The 17,858-nt window shown below is 76.2% G+C and carries 10 protein-coding genes; 3 read left to right on the top strand and 7 right to left on the bottom strand.

The window, feature by feature from the left end; translation table 11 throughout:
* Nucleotides 1–179: 179 nt before the first annotated feature.
* A complete protein-coding gene (locus ACIRPH_RS19875; RefSeq protein ID WP_402916388.1) occupies nucleotides 180–3,038 on the bottom strand; it encodes a sigma-70 family RNA polymerase sigma factor in 2,859 nt (952 codons plus the stop codon).
* 273 nt (nucleotides 3,039–3,311) lie between these two features.
* On the opposite strand from ACIRPH_RS19875, the gene ACIRPH_RS19870 reads away from it, so the two are divergent.
* Nucleotides 3,312–4,055 (top strand): hypothetical protein, encoded by a 744-nt coding sequence (locus ACIRPH_RS19870; RefSeq protein ID WP_402916386.1) that lies wholly within the window; start codon nucleotides 3,312–3,314, stop codon nucleotides 4,053–4,055.
* A gap of 280 nt (nucleotides 4,056–4,335) precedes the next feature.
* On the opposite strand, the gene ACIRPH_RS19865 is transcribed toward ACIRPH_RS19870, so the two are convergent.
* The 6 genes from ACIRPH_RS19865 to ACIRPH_RS19840 form a co-directional block, all read right to left on the bottom strand.
* On the bottom strand, nucleotides 4,336–5,697 hold the full coding sequence (locus tag ACIRPH_RS19865; protein WP_402916384.1) for a hypothetical protein: 1,362 nt from the start codon (nucleotides 5,695–5,697) through the stop codon (nucleotides 4,336–4,338).
* A gap of 1,215 nt (nucleotides 5,698–6,912) precedes the next feature.
* The gene (locus ACIRPH_RS19860) at nucleotides 6,913–7,851 is read right to left on the bottom strand and encodes an ATPase (RefSeq protein WP_402916383.1); all 939 of its coding nucleotides are present in this window, start codon (nucleotides 7,849–7,851) and stop codon (nucleotides 6,913–6,915) included.
* A 10-nt stretch (nucleotides 7,852–7,861) separates the two neighbouring features.
* On the bottom strand, nucleotides 7,862–9,187 hold the full coding sequence (gene eccD, locus ACIRPH_RS19855; RefSeq protein ID WP_402916381.1) for a type VII secretion integral membrane protein EccD: 1,326 nt from the start codon (nucleotides 9,185–9,187) through the stop codon (nucleotides 7,862–7,864).
* 88 nt (nucleotides 9,188–9,275) lie between these two features.
* Entirely contained in the window at nucleotides 9,276–10,253 is a 978-nt protein-coding gene (locus ACIRPH_RS19850; RefSeq protein WP_402916379.1) for a TNT domain-containing protein, read from the bottom strand.
* 49 nt (nucleotides 10,254–10,302) lie between these two features.
* Nucleotides 10,303–10,599, bottom strand: coding sequence for a pore-forming ESAT-6 family protein (locus ACIRPH_RS19845; RefSeq protein WP_402916377.1), 297 nt, complete (start codon nucleotides 10,597–10,599; stop codon nucleotides 10,303–10,305).
* A 19-nt stretch (nucleotides 10,600–10,618) separates the two neighbouring features.
* Nucleotides 10,619–10,948, bottom strand: a complete 330-nt coding sequence (locus ACIRPH_RS19840; RefSeq protein WP_267947156.1) for a hypothetical protein — start codon at nucleotides 10,946–10,948, stop codon at nucleotides 10,619–10,621.
* A gap of 839 nt (nucleotides 10,949–11,787) precedes the next feature.
* On the opposite strand from ACIRPH_RS19840, the gene ACIRPH_RS19835 reads away from it, so the two are divergent.
* Nucleotides 11,788–13,224, top strand: a complete 1,437-nt coding sequence (locus ACIRPH_RS19835) for a DUF6177 family protein (protein WP_402916375.1) — start codon at nucleotides 11,788–11,790, stop codon at nucleotides 13,222–13,224.
* 510 nt (nucleotides 13,225–13,734) lie between these two features.
* Nucleotides 13,735–17,733 carry a type VII secretion protein EccCa gene (gene eccCa, locus ACIRPH_RS19830; protein WP_402916373.1) on the top strand — a complete coding sequence of 1,333 codons (3,999 nt, stop codon included), beginning with the start codon at nucleotides 13,735–13,737 and terminating at the stop codon, nucleotides 17,731–17,733.
* The last annotated feature ends 125 nt before the right edge of the window (nucleotides 17,734–17,858 follow it).

The raw sequence follows: 17,858 nt of genomic DNA, 5'->3' as shown, positions 1-17,858 counted from the left end.
TTTTGACTCTGGGGCCATATCCATGACCGGGGCACAGCCTAGCCAAGTCTGTCTGGTTTTGCGTGCCCTCCTTGAATACGCAAAGTTATGGACCCACTACGCACAGGCGGGAACCCGTTGGGGGGCGGGCTTTTCCGGCCGCCCGGGCCTGCCGGGAAACCGGTCGCGAATACCGGCCCTCAGGTACGCATCGGGGCGGTCAGCGCCACGACGCCGACCAGTACCGCGTCCTGCTCGGTGAGGATTCGGATATCCGTTTCCCTGCCGAGTACTGGGTCGAATCGTACGACGTCGGTACCGAAGGTGAAGGGGTCCCCCACGGCGCCGCGCGCGGAACTCGCGAACGCGTTGTCCTCCTCCCCGTGCCCGCCGCTCGGGGCGACCGCGCGGCCGTCCACCGTCACCCGGTCCCCCCGCAGGTCGGCGTCGCCCTCCCAGGCCACCACGTCCACGCGGGAGGGCACCGCGGCGGGGAGCAGGCCCGACACCGGGAACGACATCCCCGTGCGGCTCCGGAAGACCGCCCCGGTGTCGTCGAGCACCATCGCCTGGTTGTAGGAGCCGATGCCCGGATCCTCCAGGACCACCACCAGGCTCCACCCGGCGTAGACGCCCCGGCCCTCCCGGGCCGGCACGTCGCCCACCCACCACTCGCCGCCGCCCTGGGCCCTCACGAGGTCGGTGACCTCGGCGAACGCCTGGTAGGCGGGGTATCCGGGCAGGTCCGCGACCTTCGTCTCGGTGGCGGCCACGGTCCGGTAGGACGTCATGCCCGGCCCCCTGACGCGCGCCGTGGGGGCGTCGGGGGCGCCCGCCGCCGAGAAGTACAGCCCCGCCCAGCGGACCGCGCCGCCCTCGGGGAGCTCCCAGGTCGCGGCGCTCGCCGAGGTGGCGGCGTCCGGATCGTCCTCCAGGGGAGCCATCACCCAGTTGTCGTTGTCGCGGTTCTCCCCCTCCCGCAGCCGTGCGTCGGCACAGGGGCCGCCCGGCGTCCCCTCCTCCGGCCCGGCCCCGGGGGAAGGGTCCGGTCCCGGGCCGTGGCCGTGACCGCCGTCCGCGTCCTCCTGGGCCGGGTCCCGTGCCGGGTCCGTGGGCGACGCCCCGTCCGGCCGGGCGCCGGCTCCGTCAGGGGTACCGCCGTCCTCTCCGTCCGCGTCGTCCGCGTCGTCCGCGTCGTCCGCACCGTCCTCGGAGATCCCCTCCTCCCCCCGGGTCCCCCCTTCCTCCGGGGACGCCCCTTCCGGGGACTGCTCCGTGCCGGGCTCCGCGAACAGCGGCCCCCGCGGTGCGCGGGCCAGGTCCGCGTCGGCCTCCGGACCGGTGCGCCCGTCGGCGTCCGGGGTCACCCCCGCCCCGGGGTCCTCCCCGGGAACGCCGGGGTTCCCGGGCCGCCAGGGCCAGGGCCACGGCCAGTGCCCCCCGTGGTCCCGCTCCGGCTCCACGCAGGTCATCAGCGCGTTGCCGACGCTCTCGGTCCGCACCCGCCCGGCCGTCGCGTAGCGCGCGGCCACCCCCTCGGAGGAGACCCCGCGCTCCCCGGTCGCGCTGGCGGCCACGCCGCCGGAGGAGACCGTCACGGAGGCGGGCACGCCGACGTCGGCCCCGGCGTCCACACGCACGTCCAGGAACTGCGTGCTGTTCTGCCCGGACGCCATCCGCGGGTGCGCGCAGCGGCCGCCGCCGCTGCCCGAGGAGCAGCTCCAGTCGCCGTTCCCGTCCGCCATGGGGACGGAGCTGCCCGCCCCTCCGGAGGAGATCATCTCGACCCCCGGCGGCAGCGTGATCACCGCGACGACGTCCTCGACCGTGGACGCGCCGAGGTTGCGGACGTCCAGGACCACGATCCCCTCGCTGCCCGGGAGGAGCGCGCCGACGGGGTCGATGCCCGCGGCGAACAGCGGTTCGGGGGCGTCCTCGACCACCTCCTCCTCGGGAACGTCCGCCGGGGGCACGGCCGGCGCCGCCGGGGGCGCGGGTCGGTCCGGCGCCGCCGGGGGCACGGGGCGGTCCGGCGCCGGCGTCTCCTCCGGTGCGGCGGGGGGCGGGGCGTCTGCAGGCGGTGCGGCGGGGGGCGGGCCCGGCGGCGTGTCCGGGGCGGCCGGGTCCCCCGGCGCGGGCACGGGAACAGGTTCCTCCTGCGGGGCCGCCACCGGGGGCGGGGCCTCGGGGCCCGGCGGAGCCTCCGCGCCGGTCAGGGCGAGCGCGACCGCGACCGCCATGCCCGCGGCGGCGGTCCCGCCGGCCGCCGCCTGCTGCTGGCGGCGCGACATCCGGCCCCACCAGGCTCCCGTGGCCGCGCCGCCCGGGGTGAGGGCGAGGTAGCCCGCCGCACCGGAGCCGACCACCAGCGGGAGGACGACCCCGCGCAGGCCGACGTTGACGTCCATCAGCTCCGCGTACACCTCACGGCAGTCCGCGCAGCCGTCCATGTGCGTGTCGACCTTGGCGGTGTCCCGTTTGGACAGGCCGCCCCGCACGTAACCGCCGAGGAGCCCCAGGGTCGGGCGGCACGCCTCCGCGGCCGCGCCGCCGGCCAGGTGCATCTGGAGGTAGGCCTGCCGGAGCCCCTCCCGGGCCCGGTAGGCGAGGGCGGCGACCCCGTTCGGGTTCATGCCGAGCAGGGGCGCGGCCTCGGCCGGCTTGGTGCCCTCGATCTCGGTGTGCCAGAGGACGGCCTGCCACCGCTCCGGCAGGGAGAGGAAGGCACGGGCGATCAGTGATCTCTCCAGCCCCTCCAGCGCCGGGTCCACGAAGGGCTGGCCCGGGACGAGGCTCTCCATGTCGTCCGTGACGACCTGGCGCTTCTCCCCCCGCCCCCGGTCGTACGCGGCGTTGCGCACCGCGGTGAGCAGGTAGGGGCGGAAGGAGTCCTCGGGGCCCTTGCCCCTCCGGATGACGCTGAGCACCCGGGTGAACGCCTCGGCGACGGCGTCCTCCGCCTCGGCCTCCCCGCGCAACAGCTGCCTGGCCAGTCCCCGCGCCGACGCCGCGTGCCGCTCGTACAGAGTCGCGTAGGCGGCGGTGTCGCCACCACGCACCCGCCTGATGATCTCAGCGTCACCGACGAGTGTCTCTGTGTCATTTCTGTCGGCGTCGGACACCGAACGTCCTCTCATCTGATCCCGCCACAAGCCAGGAAGAACGCTGGTTCGGCGTCGGAAGAACACGTACTCGAAAAAAATATCCCGCATCCGCGTCATGGCCGCCACCGATCCCGGTAATCAGGGTGAGGGCGAGCGGCGGGGACCCGGTGCGGGGGCACGGGCCCCCGCCGCCCACCCGGGCGGACCGAGGATCAGGAGCGACACACCATGGGTGATGCCGAAACGGGAACCGGGACGTGGGACCGCGGCGTCGGCACCCGGCGCCTGCGCGCCCCGTGGGGGCGCCGGAGCCGGGAGGCGGGCTGGGAGCCGCCGGACGACTGGTGGACCCCCGCCGTCGACGCCGTGTGCGAGGCCTTCGCCACCGGGACGGACCTGGCGGGGCCGTGCGCCCGGCTGGGCGAGGCCCGCGCGCGCTCCGGGGTGGGGATCGGCCAGAGCCTGGACGACCTCGCGGCGTTCACGTCGCTGGCGGGGTGGCGGAGCCCACCGCTCGGACTGGTGCGCGCCATGGCCGAGGGGTGGGCCGACGCGGGACGGGGGCGGGAGACCTGCCAGGACCCGCTGACCGGTCTGGCCACCCAGGAGTACCTGCGGACCAGGCTCGGCGAGCTGTACCGGAGCGCGGACGGCGGCCCCGTCCCCGCCTCGGGCCACCGGCTGGCGGTCGTGTCGCTGGACCCCGGGATCGACCCGTGGCGACGTGCCGCCCGGATGATCGTCCTCGGGTACGAGCTGTCCCGGTTCTTCACCCGGGGCGAGTCCGTGTGCCTGATCGGCAGGGGCCGGATCGGGGTCGTCGCGGCCGACGCCGACGACCTGGACCCGCGGTTGGACGAGCTGCGCCGGGGCATCGGCTGGGAGCACGGCGCCGGCGTGTGGTCGGTGGCGCTGCCGCCCACGCACCGGGAGGCACTGGCGCTGGTCGAGGGGCTGGGGAGGCCCGGATGACCGGGTGACGCCGTCCAGGCGCCGCGCGGCCCCCGAGCGGAGGGCCCGGCGCCGGACGGTGGCCGGCCGGGACGCGGATTCGCCGAGGGGACGAACGCGACCGGCCGGCCGCCCGCCGGGCGACGGCCCCGGGTTCTCCGGCCCACGGGAGAGCCTGCCGGGCCGCTCGGCGGAAGGGGGAGCGCCGTGTTCCGGCGCCCCCCGGGGGCGCGTCCGCAAGGGGAGGCGGACGCGCCCCTTCGTCGTGGTCCTCCGGCGCCGTGCCCGCCCCGCACCGCGCTCACCCGAGGTTGAGGCGTCCCCCCGTCACACCGAAGACCGCGCGCTTCCAGGCGGACTCGGGAACGGGCCTCACGGCGGCGATCCGCTGCTCGAACCCCCCGGGGACGGGGACGTGCCCGTCGCTCGCGGCCACGGCCGCCATCGCGGCCACCTCGGTCACCGTGGGCCCCACCGCGCCCGCCGTGCCCGCCGCCTCGATCCAGGACTCGATCCCCGTGGGCCCGGCCGCCGCGGGCTGCCCGGTCCCGGCCCCCGGGCCCGGACCGGCCTCCTCTGGGAGGACGTCCCCGGGACGGGCCCCCGGCGTCCCCTCCCCTGCGGGGGCCTCGGCGGCCGTGGGCCACGCGGACCGCTCGGGCGTCGCGGGCTCGTGCTCCTGCTCGAACCCCGCCAGCCCCTCGAAGCGTTCGGAGGGATCAGGGCGTTCGAGCGGTTCGGACCGCCAGCCCTCCGTGTAGGGGGCGGCCGGGATGTCCAGGAAGCCGGTCACCTCCAGGGGGCCGGCGGCCCCCGGGCGGACCTCGGTCACGGGGGGCGGCGGAGCCGGCTCGAAGGGCTCGGGAACGGCCGGGGCCGGGAGGGACGCGGGGTCCGCGTCCGGCGCGCGGTCGGGGACCGCCCCGGCGGACCCGTCACCGGCGCCCTCCGCGGCGGTTCCGCGCCCGGTCCGTTCCGGTTCCCCCACGGGGTCGGCGGCCGTCCCGGCCCCACCCGCGGCGCCCGGCTCCGGGGCCGAGCGCCCCCCGGGAGCGGCGGAGGCGGGAGCGGCGGCCTCTCCGGGGCCGTCGGTCCGCGCCGGACCGGAGAGGGGTGCCTCCTCGCCCAGCAGGGAGGCGCCCCGGTACAGGGGGGACGTCTCCTCGGCCCCCGGGCCCGCTGGGGCCGGGGGCACGTCGGAGGACGGCTCGGTCAGCGCTCGCGGACCGGGGCCGGGGGAGACCGTGCCGGGACCGGAGGGGGCGTCGGAGGGGACCTCCTCCTTCTCCTTGCGGGCGCGGCGGTCGGCTCCGAGGATGAGGAAGACGTCCGTCTCCTCCGCGTCGGGGTCGGTCCCCTCCGGCTCCTCGCCGACGACGTTCGGCGGGTCGGCGGGGCGCGGCGGCCCGACCTCGCGGGGTGCGCGGGAGCCGTCGGCGGCGGACCGGGGGCCCGGCGCCTCCGCGGCTTCCCGCGTGCCGAACCAGGCGCGGGCCGGGGGAACCTCCCGACGGTCCCCGGGCGGTGTGTGCCGGGGCGGCTCCGGGGTCTGGGCGGGCGGGGCCTGCGTCGGAGGGGTCTGCGCAGGCGGGGCCTGCGCGGGAGCCGACGCGTGGTGCGCGGGACCGCTCGGGGCCGGACCCCGGTGGGGCTGCGGCCACATCGGCGGCCGGGGCCCCGACGGCGGACGTTCCACCGGCCGCTGCGGACCCGACGGCGCCCCCGTGCCGGGATACGGCTGCTGAGGCCCCGACGGCGGACGTTCCACCGGTTGCCGGGGCCCGGACGGCGGCTGCTGCGCCCCCTCCCAGGGGCGCTGCGGACCCGAAGGGACGCCCGCCCCGGGATACGGCTGCTGCGGACCCGACGGCGGACGCTGGGCACCCGGCCGCGGGCGCTCCCACGCCGAGGGCTGCGGACCCGAGGGGGCCTGCGAAGAATACGGACGCTGCGGACGCTCCACCGGCGGCTGCGAACCCGACGGCATCCCCACCCCGGGATACGGCTGCTGGGGACCCGACGGCGGACGCTCCCAGGCCGAGGGTTGCGAACCCGACTGCGCCTCCGTGCCGGGATACGGACGCTGGGGCCCCGACTGCGGACGCTCCACCGGCCGCTGGGGCCCCGACGGCGGACGCTGGGCACCCGACGGCGGGCGCTCCCACGCCGAGGGCTGCGGACCTGAGGGGACCTGCGGCGAATACGGCCGCTGAGGCCCGGACCGAGGACGCTCCACCGGCCGCTGGGGCCCGGACGGCGGCTGCTGCGCCCCCGGGGGCGGGCCCTCCCAGGGGCGCTGCGGACCGGAAGCGGGCCCCGGAACCGCGCCGGGCCCGGGCTCCGGCGGGGGCGCGTGCGGGGGCTGCGCCGGTGGGGCGGGTATCGGGGCGCCCGACAGGAACGCCTCGGCCATCGAGTCCTGGGCGAAGGCCCGCGGCTGCTGCGGCGGGGCCGGAGGGTCCTGCGGTCCGGAGGAGCCCGCCCACGGCGTCCGGTGGGGTCCGGTGGGCTCGTGGGGACGCGGCGCCTCCACCGCGTAGGGGGTCGGGGGGAACGGACCCGGCGGCGGGTACGCGCCTCCGTGCGGCGGGTCCTGTACGGGCTCCTCGGGGAACCACGGAGCGGGCCGGGGCGGCTGTGCACCGCCGCCGCGCTGCTGTCCGGGACCTCCCTGCGGGGGCGGCGCGGCGGCGCCCGCAGGCGCGTCCCCCCGGGAGGGGGCGCCGTGCGGCGGGGCGTCCTGGTCGGGGTGGTGCGGCGGGGCGTCCTGGGGGCCGCCCGCTCCTCCGTGGGGCGCCGGACGCCGGTCGTCCCGGCCCGGGTTCCCCCGGGGAGGGGTGTCCCGTCCGGGATCGGACCCGTGGTGCTGGTTCACGGCCTACTCCCCTTCCGTGCGTGCGGGCGCGGCCCCGTCGACGGCGCGGCCCAGGGCCTCGGCGGCGACGAGCTGGACCGTTCGGTGGGTGGTCTCGCCGATCAGCCGCGGGAGCACGGCCGCCCCCTGCGCGAGGTGCCGGTCGTGCGGCACGACCACGACGGCGGCGCCGCTCTCGGCGATGATCCCGGTCGTGCGCGCCACGTCGAACGCCGGGTCCTCGCGCCTGCGCTCGTCGAAGACGACCACCACGGTGCGCCCCACCTCGTCCGGCCTGGTCGCGGCCAGCGAGTCGAGTTCGCGTCCGACCCTCAGCGCGGACTCGCGCGTGGCCCGGACCACCCGCACCCGGGCGTGGGCGCCCGCGCCCACGGCCGCCGCGAAGGCGCCGTCGGCGCGGCCCGCCACGAGCGTCACCCCGAAGAACCGGGAGATCGGCAGGAGCCCCGAGGAGTAGGCGTCCGCCCGGTCCGGCGCGGCGCCCACCGTCCACAGGTTCTCGTCGACCCCGCCGAGGCTGGCGCACACCGACTCGAAGGTGGCGGGGTCGACCCCGTCCAGGTGTCCCGGCTCGTCCGCTCCCAGGCGGTCGGCCATGGACGGCGACCGTCCGGTGGCGTCCACCGCCAGCACCCGGTCGTGGCGGAAGTGGGCCAGTGCGCGGGCGACGAGGGAGGTGACCACCGCCGCGTCCGCGCCCGTCCCGAGGTCGTCGACGAGGATGCGGCGCCCCGTCGAGGTGGGGCGCTGCAGCCTCCGGCCCAGCTCGATGGCGTCCGCGACCTCGTCCACGGGCCGGAACGGGCGCAGGACCGTGCGTCCGATCCTGCGCGCCAGGCCGTCGGCGGGCACGGGCCGGGACGGGGCAGCGCGCCCCGCGCCGACCGCCGGGGCGGGGGGCGCGCCGGGGATCGCCGCGAGGTGGGTCTGTGAAGCGTTCATCGTCCCCCGCTCAGAAGGTCGTGAGGAGTCGCTGGTAGGTGCCGAACGCGCCGATCGCCAGCGGCACCAGGACGACGACGGCGATCGCCTCGAACCTGCTCGTGACCCCGCGGAGTCTGGCGCGAACGTGCTCGGGCTGCTCGACGGACAGGACCACGGCCGGAATCGCCGCGACCGCGACCGCGATGCCCAGCGCGGGCCACACGCCCCACGGCACGGCGTCGGCCCACGCGAACAGGAAGCTCACCAGTACCACCAGGCTCGCGCCGATGAGCGCCGACTTCTGGGCCACCAGGGGGAACAGCCGGGCACGGCTGGCCACCACCAGCGCCAGGACCACCGACAGTCCGGCCGTCCACCAGTCGAAGCGGGTGGCCAGGCCGATGCCGGCCGTCGCCGTGGCCGCCGCGACCGAGACGGTGGCGATCACCAGGCTCCGGTGGGCCCCGGCGACCGAGGTGAGGACGTCGCCGCGCGCCACCGCGTCACCGGAGCTGCGCCGGTCGTCCAGCACGGCGAGCCCGGAGAACGTCAGCGCCAGCCGCAGGAGCAGGCTCAGCAGGACCACACAGGCCACGGTCATGATCGCGGCGACCTGGTGGGCGGGAAGCCCGAGCGCGGCCCCCGCCGACCACACCGCGGCCAGGGCGAGCCCGACCCCGCCGCCGGTCAGCCCGCCGCGGCCCAGGGACGAGGTGAGTCCGAGCAGCAGGACCAGGCCCGCCAGCAGGGCGGCGGCGCCGCCCCAGCGGGCCCACTCGGGCCAGCCGAACGCGTTGCAGGCCAGCCACAGGGCCAGGCCGCCGACCGCCGCGCCGCTGATCGCCAGCGCCGTGCCCAGGGGTTCGCGCCACGTGGGGCCGACCGCCGCGCCGACCGCGACGAGGAGGGCGGCGACCACGGCCAGGCCGATGATGCCGCCGGCCCCGGAGAAGTATCCCTGCAGCACCCATCCCGCCCCGAGGGAGAGGACGACCAGCGCCAGCGTCGCGGTCCACCGGGCCGCCTCGGGGCTCCAGCGCCCCTGGTGGCCGTCCAGTGCCATGGACACCGCCTCGGGGACCTCGTGCACCACGGGCGCGGGCACCGGTTCCTCCGCCCGGACGAGCCGCAGCACCGCCCCGTCCGCGACCTGCCGGTCGGCGAGGGTGGTGTCGCCGTCCAGGACGATCCCGGAGGCGGTGACGAGGTGGCGCAGCTTCGCGGGGTTCTCCACCTGGTCGCCGAGGAGGTCGAGGACTTCCGGCATGAGCGCACCCACCGGTTCGCCGGCGGGTAGGACGGCGTCGACCCTGCGCTCCTCACCGACGAGCGTCACCCGGCTCCAAGCGGTCATTGCCTTCCAATCCTGCTCTCGCGTCTGGGGTGGCGGTCCACCACCGTTGTCGGGCCCGGGCCCGGGGAGGGCCCCGCGCCTTCCGGGGTCAGGCGGGTACGGCGTCCACGGCGATGCGTTCGAGGTAGCCGTTGCCGATCAGCCAGCGGACCGTGGGCGCGGGGGGGACCTCGGAGAAACCGGCCGTGTCGAGCGTGAAGCGGATCCCGCCGCCGGGCAGGCCCTCGTGCGCCGGCGCGGCGGTGGCGCTCACCTGGAAGGGGTGGATGACCCGGTAGCGGTGGTACAGCTCCCCGCCGTCCGCGCCGGTGCGGGCGTACCCCGGCAGGCCGCGCTCCTCGAACGGCGTCCCGTCGGGGAACAGGTACCGCCCGCTCTCCTGGCCGAAGGAGTCGACCACGTCGCCGACCTCCAGGCCGTGCAGGTAGGAGCCGCCGCTGCGCTCCTCCAGGCTCTCGCGGACCCCGGTGACCAGCTCCGCCGTGGCCTCCGCCGTCTCGGCCTCCTCGGCCCGGGTGAGGACGGCGGGATCGGGCTCGGTGGTGGCCAGCTCCTGGTAGAGCCAGCGCGCGGCCTGGTCCTCGGTCGTGAACTCCATGCCGGGACGGCCCTGGTCGAAGTCGATGACGGCCGCGGCCAGGTAGCCCTCCGCGTCCTGGGTGATCACGTAGTAGCTGTCGACGGTCTCGGGCTCGGGGCGGGGGTCCCCGGGAAGCACGTACAGGCTCCGGGGGACCCCGGCGGCGTCCAGCTCCTCCCGGGCCCGGTCGAGGGTGACCTGGGCGCCGACCCAGTCACCGGGGACGGGCGGGACGGCGTTGTTCGCCGGACCGGACGCCTCCTGCTCCTGCTCGACCCTCTGGGTGCTGAGCTGGGTGCTGACGAACGACCAGCCGACGGTGCCGCCGCAGATGACGGCGGCGAGGCAGGCACTGATCGCCACCTTGCCGAAGTTCTCGTCCAGGCGGCGCCGGGTGCGCTGCCCCCCGAAGAGGACCGCCTCCCGGAGGCGCTGTCGGCGCACGGCGACGGACTCCAGCAGCTGACTGTCGTAGTCGCGTGCCAACCGTGCCCCCCGTTACCTCTCGTGTGACCCCGCCCCGCCCCGGGACCGGTCAGATGTTCTGCACCGCGGCGTTGGCGCGGCTCAGGGTCTCCTGTGCGGTGCCGTCGTTGGTCTCCAGCGTGGTGCGCACCAGCCGGATGATCTCACGGACCTCGTTGCCGGCGTTGTGCCACTTGAGTTCCTTGGCGCTGTACTCCTCGGAGACCCCGGTGGCCTCGAACTCGGCCATGGCCGCGCTGACGTCGGTGTCGCGCTCGCCGATCAGCGTCTCGAGCCGGTTGGTGATGGTGGTGATGTTGGCCTGGGCCTCCTGGGAGGCTCCGATGTCGTAGGCGTTGTTGCTCATGCGGACTCCTCGGGGGCGCTCAGCGGAACTTGGCTGCGTCGAAGTTGGCCGCGCCCATGTTCTGGTTGGCGTCGTCGGCCATGGTGTCGGCGCCGGTGGTGAAGGCCGTGTTCATGCCGCCCTGCCCCTCCTGGATGGAGCCGAGGCCGGCGCGCAGGTCGGCGGTGATGCTGTCGGCCTGCAGCTTGAAGGAGTCGAAGGCCGCCTTGCCCGCTCCGTCGAACTTGCCTGCGAGCGGTTCCGCGGCCTGGATGAGCTGCTGGATGAGGCTGCTCAGCTCGTCACCGGCACCGCCGGTGTTCTGGGCCAGCGTGTTCAGAGTGCTTTCGCCGACTTCCCAGCGTGACAACTGTTCACCTGCTTTCCTCGGGGGACCTCGCGAGGCGGTCGCCTCCCGAAGGGGAGGATGCACGCGGAGTGCCCGTGGTTCGGAGGGAGAGTCCCGGAACCGGACGATGGACTCGATCACCCCTATGGGGAGAATCTGAATAGTACAAGCGACCCCTGACGAAGAAATAGGCGTGCTCCGCGACCTGTGGACGGGGGACCCGGCCCGGGGCCGCCCGGTCCGGGGGCGCGGAAGCGGTCGCGCCGGAGGGGTCCGGGCAGGCGGCGGGCGTCCCGGCCGCACCGGGGACGCGCCCCGGGCCGCGCGTCCCGGTCCACGCGTGGAACGGCCGGGCCCGCAGGTCGGAGCGGATGTGTCCGCCGCGGGTCCCGCCCCGGGACGGCCCCTCCCGCCCCGCGGAACGGTGCGGGTCGCCGCCGCGACCGGGGGCGGCCGGGTCACGGCCGCCCCCGGTCGCGGCGAAGGGACGGGGAGCCCGGGGCCGGGCGCCCGGGGAGCCCGCCCGGGGCGCCGCTCCGGGCCGCACCGGGCCGCACCGGCGGCGCGTGGCCACAACCGGCCAGCGCCCCCGTGCCACGGCTCCCCCGCTCCCCTTCCCCGGGACGCGGACGCCCCCTCCCCGGGGCCGGGCCCCGTCCGGCGGGACCGCCGCCGTCGGAGCCGTCGCCCGTGGTCCGGTGCCCTGTCCGCGGGTGCGCACCGGACCCCGCCCGGCGGCCGGGCGGCCGTCCCGGGGCCCGCCCTCCGCGCCGCACCGGCCCCGGAACGGCCTCGACCGGCCCCTCCCACCCGGTTCGGTAGGGTTTTCCGCGCCAGGTGACACTCCCGAAGGAGCCCTCTTGAGTCACGACGTGGTCGCCCTGCTGGCCGAGGCCCCCGCCCGGCGCAGCCTCATCGACGCCCTGGTCGCGGCCGGACCGGACCTGCGCGTGCGCTCCGTCTCCGAGGGCGCCGTCATCGAGCTGCGCGACGACTCCGGCAGGCTCGTCGCCGCCATGCAGGCCGCCCAGCGGCTGGCCCTGTCCGCCGAGGCGGACCGGCTCCTCACCGACGGGATCAGCGACGAGCTGCCCGCCCAGCCCTACTGGGTGGAGGCGCGCGGCGCCGAGCTCGCGGACGTCGACACCGCGACGCTGGTGCGCCGGTTCGCCGAACACCTGGTCGAGCGGCACGGCGGCACGGTGTGGGTCCCGGAGTCCCGGATGCCGGTGCGCGAGGACGTCCTGACCGGTTCCACCGAACACCCCGCCGTCACCGTCCTGACGGAGAAGGCGTTCGTGGTCGTGCAGGACCGCCCCCTGGTCCCCATGAGCGGATGGCTCGTCGACGCGACCGCCCGGCACGGCCGCGAGGGCCGCCACCTCCAGGTCGTCACCCCCGCGCACAGCCGCATCACCCACTCGCTGCGCTCCCTGCTCACCGACCGCACCGCGCGCTGGGTGGTGCGCAACGGCGACGGGGGCCACCACGACGGCTTCTCCGGGGTCCCCCTCGTGTGGGACCCTGTGTCGGCGTTCGTCGTGGACGGCCCCGCCGACCCCGGCGCCGCGCCCCGGCCCCATGCGGACTTCCGCTGGTCCGAGGCCGACGGCGCCCCGGGCACGCAGCTGCTGGTCGACTTCCAGATGGTCCACCCCGCCACCGTGAGCCTCCGGCTGGGCGGAGCCGTCGAACTGGTCGCCGGCCACCTCGCCTCGTCCTCCCCCGCCCTCTGGGGCACCAACGAGCCCCTCGCGCACGCCTGGGACCGGGACCGCGTCACCGACCTGTGCCGCCGGCGCGCCCCCGGCGCCACCTGGCTGACCTTCACGGGCCGCCCGGAGAGCGTGCGCGAGGAGGGCGCCCTCCCGTTCACCGGGACCCTGCGTGTGAGCACGGTCCCCGACGGGGTCCGGGAGAGCGTCACCCTCGCGGTGGGCCGGCCCGGCGGGGAGGAGCCGGACTTCTCCGCACTGAACGCCATGGTCAAGGAGCTGTCCGCGAACGAGGCGCTGCGCAGCCTGACCGTGCAGAGGCTCCTCGGGCGGGCGGACCTCACCTACGCCCCCCGCTGGTCCGGCCTGCCGGTCCCGGTGGGACTGGCCGTCGGCGTCGACGGCGTCTCCTCGATGGGCACGGACCGGGCCCTCTCCGCCCCCGTCAGGGGCGTGCCCTTCGGCCCGCCGATGACGCCCGCCGTCTGGTACCGGATCGGGGACGGCACCGAGCCCGACTCGTGGGACCGCTTCCGCGCCCTCATGGACCACCTCCGCCCGTCCGACGCGCCCTCCTCCTGACCCGGCCGGCACGTGCCGCGCGCGTGACGGGCACGGTGCCGCCGTTCGCGCCCGGGGACCGCGGGTCGCGAACCATGCGGGCGCTCCCGGTGTCCCACCCAGTGGCGCCCGGTCCACCGGGACGCGTCCTGCCGGAGGGACCCCGGGACGGCGAGCGGCCGTCCGGGCCCCTCCCGGGACGCGGTGCGCGACATCGGGCCCGGCCGCGGGCGCGCAGGCGCGACGGGACGGAGCACGGTGGACACGGGCCCGGGACGACGCGGGAGAGACACGACCCGGTGCGGAGGGACCCTTGGACCGCGGGCACGACTTCCGGACGCTTCTACCCGACCCCGCGCCGCGGCGTGTCCGCGGCGCCGCCCGGGACCCCCTGGGCCCGGTCCGCGGGGCGACTCGTGCCCGTGCGCACCGCGAGGCCCCCCGGGACCCGGCTTCGGTAGGGTTCTCCCGGGATCGGACGCCCCTCCCCCGCTCCCTCGTCCTCCCACCCCTGCGCCGAGAGGAAAGCCGATGAGCCTTCGCGTCGTGCACCGGCCGACACGGACCGTCCATCCCACTCCGGCCCAGGACCCGCACGAGGTGGAGGCCCCGCCGACCCTCCCCGACGGCAAGGCCCAGGGCAACCCGCTCATGACCATCCTGCCCATGGTCGGCATGATGGCGTCGCTGACGATCATGATGGTCATGCGCAACCCGGCGTTCATGGCGCTGGGCGGCGTCGTCCTGGTCGTCGCCCTCCTCGCCGCCCTGGCCATGCTGTTCTCCCGGCGCGGCCAGGTCGCCCGCCAGCGCCGCAACCAGCGCGAGCTGTACCTCCAGTACCTGGAGGAGCTGCGGGAGGAGCTCGGCGGATGGGAGCAGCGCACCCGCGCGCACGCCCGCCTGCTCGACCCGCCCCCCGAGGCCCTGTACGACGTCGTCCGCGATCCCACCCGGCTGTGGGAGCGCCGCCGCAGGCACCGCGACTTCCTCCGGGTGCGCGTGGGCAGCGGGCTGACGGAGGGCCGCCCCCTCCGCCTCGCCGAGCAGGGGACCGCCCTCACCCCCACCGACCCGTTCATGCTCTCCGAGGCGCAGGCGGCCATCCGCCGGTTCGAGTCCGTCCCCGAGATGCCGCTCACCCTGCCCCTGGACATGGCCGGGAACGTCAGTGTCATCGGGGAGCGCGAGGACGTGATGCGGCTCGTCAGAGCGCTCGCCGCCCAGTTCGGGGCGTTCCACGCCCCCGAGGACGCCGGCCTCGCCGTGTCCTATCCGCCCGAGAACGCCGACGACTGGTCCTGGCTGCCGTGGCTGCCCCAGGTCCTGGACCCGCGGCGGCGCGAGGGGGGCGCCGCCGTCCGCCTCATCGCCCCGACCCCCGCCGAGCTCGGCGGCCTCATCGCCGACGAGCTGCGCTCGCGCACCGACTTCGCGTCGGAGGTCCGCAGGGGCATGGGCAAGCGCGAGGCGTACCGGATGATGCGGCGCCTGCTGGTCGTCCACGACACCCACGGCGAGGTGGCCGCCGAGCTCGTGCGGCCGGACGAGGCCGTGGACCCCGCCGACCTCGGCGTCACCGTCCTGCACCTGGTGTCGCGCCAGGTCGACGAGCCCGGCGACGTGAACCTGCGGATCACCGTCGACGGCGACCAGGTCCGGATCGAGGAGCTGCGCGGCACGGACCCGGTGGTCACCAGCGGCACCGTCGACGACGTCTCCGCCGCGACCATGACGGGCCTGGCCCGCATGCTGGCGCCGCTCCGCCTGTCCCCGGAGTCGATCGAGGAGACCGCCCAGGAGGGCGGCAGCGTCGACTTCCCCGCGATGATGGGCGTGCAGGACCCCGGCGCCGTCGACGTGCAGCGCCTGTGGGCGCCGCGCAGCGAGCGGGCGTTCCTCCGCGTCCCGATCGGCGTGGACGACATGGGGCAGCCCGTGATCCTCGACCTCAAGGAGTCCGCGCAGCTGGGCATGGGCCCGCACGGGCTGTGCGTGGGCGCCACCGGCTCCGGCAAGAGCGAGATGCTCCGCACCCTCGTGCTGGCGCTGGCCGCCTCCCACCCGCCCGAGCGGGTGAGCATGGTCCTGGTCGACTACAAGGGCGGCGCCACGTTCGCCCCGTTCGAGGACATGCCGCACGTCGCCGGGGTGATCACCAACCTGGAGGACGACGCGGCGCTCATCGAGCGCGTGTACGCGAGCCTGTCCGGCGAGGTGCAGCGCCGCCAGCAGATGCTCCGCGACGCCGGGAACGTGTCCAACATCGGCGACTACACGTACAAGCGGGAGCACGACCCGAGCCTGCCGCCGCTGCCGCACCTGCTGGTGATCATCGACGAGTTCGGCGAGCTGCTGACCGCGCGCCCGGACTTCATCGAGCTGTTCCTGTCCATCGGCCGGATCGGCCGGAGCATCGGCGTGCACCTGCTGCTGTCCAGCCAGCGCATCGAGGGCGGCAAGCTGCGCGGCCTGGACACCTACCTGTCCTACCGCCTGGGGCTGCGGACCTTCTCCGAGGAGGAGAGCCGCACCGTCCTCAACACCCCGGACGCGTTCCACCTGCCCTCGCTGCCGGGGTTCGGCTACCTGAAGGTCGACACCAGCGTCTACCAGCGGTTCAAGGCCGGATACGTGTCCGGCGCCTACCGGGGGCCGGTCGCCGAGGAGGAGGTCTCGGAGGGGACCCCGTCGGTGCGCCCCTACACGGCGTACAACAGCGACGGCGGGCAGGACCCGGCGGCGGCCCGGACCTCCGGCGAGGACACCCCGATGCCGTCCAGGACGGTCGGGCCGACCCTGCTGGACGTGATGGTCGGACAGTTCGGCCGCCACGGGGAGCGGACCCGGGAGATCTGGCTGCCCCCGCTGCCGTCCGCGACCACGCTGGACATGGTGGCGGGCGCCCCGGTGGAGGGCGAGCGGGGGTTGCGGCTGCCCGGCGCCCACGAGCCGATGCACGTCCCGGTCGGCGTCCTGGACGACGCCGCCAAGCAGTGGCAGGGCGTGTGGGAGCTCGACCTGACGGCGTCCGGCGGCCACGCGGCCGTCATCGGGGGGCCGCAGAGCGGCAAGACGACCCTGCTGCGCACCCTCGTGCTGTCGCTCGCGCTCACCCACACGCCGGAGCAGGTGGCCGTGTACTGCCTGGACCTGATGGGCGGCGGCCTCCAGTCGCTGGCGTCGCTCCCGCACGTGGGCGGGGTGGCGGTGCGCACCGACAGCGAGCGCGTCCGCCGTACCGTCGAGGAGATCCAGGGGATGCTGGAGCACCGGCAGGCGGTGTTCCGCGACCGGGGGATCGACTCCGTCGCCCAGCTGCGCCGCATGCACTCCCGGGGCGAGGTGCCGGAACTGGCCAGCGCCGACGTGGTGTTCTGCATCGACGGCTTCGGGGCGCTGCGCAAGGACTTCGAGGACATCGACCCGAAGGTCACCGACCTGCTGCAGCGCGGCGGCGGGTTCGGCGTCCACGTGGTCGCGGGCATGCTGCGCTGGAACGACGTCCGGATCGCCGCCCAGTCCAACTTCGGGCAGAAGGTGGAGCTGCACCTGAACGACTCGTCGGACTCCACGATCGACCGCAAGCTCTCGGAGACGATCAGCGCGAAGACCCCCGGCCGCGTCCTCACGGACGCCGAGCTCTTCGGCCAGGTGGCGCTGCCCCGCATCGACGGGGTGGCGGACGGCGACAACCTGGGCGAGGTCGTGGAGAAGACCGTCCGGGCCGTCGACCAGGCCTGGCGCGGCAAGCGGGCGCCCAAGGTGCGCATCCTGCCGCACCGGCTGTCGGCCCGCACGCTGCCGACGGTCGAGTCGGAACCCCGCCTGGTCCCGATCGGCGTGGACGAGCGCGCCCTGGAGCCGGTCCTGCTGGACCTGTTCGACCGCGACCAGAACCTGCTCGTCCTGGGCGACGGCGAGTGCGGCAAGACCAACCTCCTGCGGCTCATCGCCGAGAGCCTGGTGGAGAGGTACTCGTCGGACGAGGTCGTGTTCGCGGTCATGGACCCGCGCCGCACCCTGCGCAACGTGGTCCCCGAGGAGTACATGGGCGGCTACGCGAGCAGTCCGCGCGTGTGCGCCGGCCTGGCGGGCGGCGTGGCCAAGGAGGTGGAGGGCCGTCTGCCCGAGGACGGGGACGTCGACTCCCTCGAGCCGGGGTCGTTCAAGGGGCCGCGCATCGTGGTGCTCGCGGACGACTACGACGTGCTCACCACGGCGGGCCAGAAGCCGCTGGCCCCGTTCGTGCCGTTCGTGCCGAACGGCCGCGACATCGGCCTGCACTTCGTGGTGGCGCGCCGGGTGGCGGGCGCCGGACGCGGCATGTACGACCCGCTGGTGCAGGCGATGCGCGAGATCGGGACGAGCGCCCTGGTGATGTCGGGCGACCGGAGCGAGGGCCAGCTGCTGCCCCGGGTGTACGCGGCGCCCCAGCCCCCCGGCCGCGGCAAGTGGGTGACCCGCGGCGACACGGGGCGGCTGATCCAGACGGCGGTGCGGGAGGCCCCGATCCCGGACCGGGCCTGACGCCTTCGGCGGAGGGCTCCCGCGGCCGGGTCGGGAGCACGCCTCCCGGCCCGGCCGCCGCGCTCCCGCGCGGCGGTTCCACCCCCTCGGGGGTGGTAGCACCCGTTTCGCTGCCCCAGGGGCGA

Source organism: Nocardiopsis sp. NPDC101807, from assembly GCF_044766605.1.
GTDB classification, from domain to species: domain Bacteria; phylum Actinomycetota; class Actinomycetes; order Streptosporangiales; family Streptosporangiaceae; genus Nocardiopsis; species Nocardiopsis tropica.
This window is presented reverse-complemented; position numbering and strand designations above follow the sequence as displayed.

Coding starts and splice junctions, on each gene's coding strand:
- ACIRPH_RS19860 (WP_402916383.1), bottom strand. CDS start 7,851: ATGAACGCTTCACAGACCCACCTCGCGGCGATCCCCGGCGCGCCCCCC.
- eccCa (WP_402916373.1), top strand. CDS start 13,735: ATGAGCCTTCGCGTCGTGCACCGGCCGACACGGACCGTCCATCCCACT.
- ACIRPH_RS19870 (WP_402916386.1), top strand. CDS start 3,312: ATGGGTGATGCCGAAACGGGAACCGGGACGTGGGACCGCGGCGTCGGC.
- eccD (WP_402916381.1), bottom strand. CDS start 9,187: ATGACCGCTTGGAGCCGGGTGACGCTCGTCGGTGAGGAGCGCAGGGTC.
- ACIRPH_RS19845 (WP_402916377.1), bottom strand. CDS start 10,599: ATGAGCAACAACGCCTACGACATCGGAGCCTCCCAGGAGGCCCAGGCC.
- ACIRPH_RS19865 (WP_402916384.1), bottom strand. CDS start 5,697: ATGTGGCCGCAGCCCCACCGGGGTCCGGCCCCGAGCGGTCCCGCGCAC.